Genomic DNA, 318 nt, shown 5'->3' with positions numbered 1-318 from the left:
TATAGTCCGTACCATTTATTGCTGTTCCTGATACTGTATAGTTTACAATCAGTGGATTACCCAGAGTAACTCCTTCTGGTAAACTCACTTTTATACTAGTACTTGATCCTTCTGCAACATTTGCTGTAGTTGGAGAAAAGTTTAATAGTGTATTTACATCATCAGTTACATCTGTAATGGTTACTGTAGCCTCCTTGGCTGCACCATCCCAAGCAAATCCAGTTAATGAACCTGTTGTTATAACGCCTCCTGTTAAAATTACAGTCTCATTATCCTCTATAACAGCATCCGTTAATGCTGTAACAACAATATCTACTG

Annotated in this window: 1 protein-coding gene; it reads right to left on the bottom strand. The window is 37.1% G+C overall.

The annotated features are described in order from the left end of the window. On the bottom strand, positions 1-318 hold a 318-nt coding region (locus tag IUY40_RS19360), incomplete at both ends, for a hypothetical protein (protein ID WP_229335729.1).

The organism is Flavobacterium sp. ALJ2 (assembly GCF_015594725.1).
Taxonomy (GTDB): Bacteria; Bacteroidota; Bacteroidia; order Flavobacteriales; family Flavobacteriaceae; genus Flavobacterium.
The sequence above is the reverse complement of the archived record's forward strand: the minus strand, read 5'-3'. Positions and strand labels throughout refer to the sequence as shown.